This is a genomic window from Cytobacillus oceanisediminis 2691 (genome assembly GCF_007678455.1).
GTDB lineage: Bacteria > Bacillota > Bacilli > Bacillales > Cytobacillaceae > Mesobacillus > Mesobacillus oceanisediminis_A.
In genome coordinates this window covers 1-301 of sequence record NZ_VEEP01000130.1, presented here as the reverse complement: position 1 = coordinate 301, position 301 = coordinate 1, and the positions used below count along the sequence as shown (strand labels likewise).

The window sequence follows — 301 nt, the reverse complement described above, 5'->3', positions numbered from 1 at the left end:
GGTTTTGGTATTGTGGAAACGTAGATTATTTTTGAAAAAATGGGAATGAGGGAGTAGATGGGGAAGAATTAATTTGTTCTGGATGAGGGAATTGGAATGAAGGAGGAAAGGATAAGAGGGATTGGAATTGATTAGGAATTGATAAATGTTGGATAGGGGGAAATGATAATGAAGGTTGATTTTATGGAAGTGTTTTGGGAAGGTGGAATGTGAAAATGTGGTTGGGATGGGGTATGGGGGAAATGTATAGATGATTTGGGGAGGAGAAATTTGATATGGGATGGGATAAAAATGGAGGGGA

General features: G+C 38.5%; 1 protein-coding gene. It reads right to left on the bottom strand.

From position 1 onward, the window contains the following. A partial coding sequence (locus tag FS736_RS23580) for a SpoVR family protein (protein ID WP_186326913.1) occupies window positions 1–301 on the bottom strand: 301 nt, incomplete at both ends.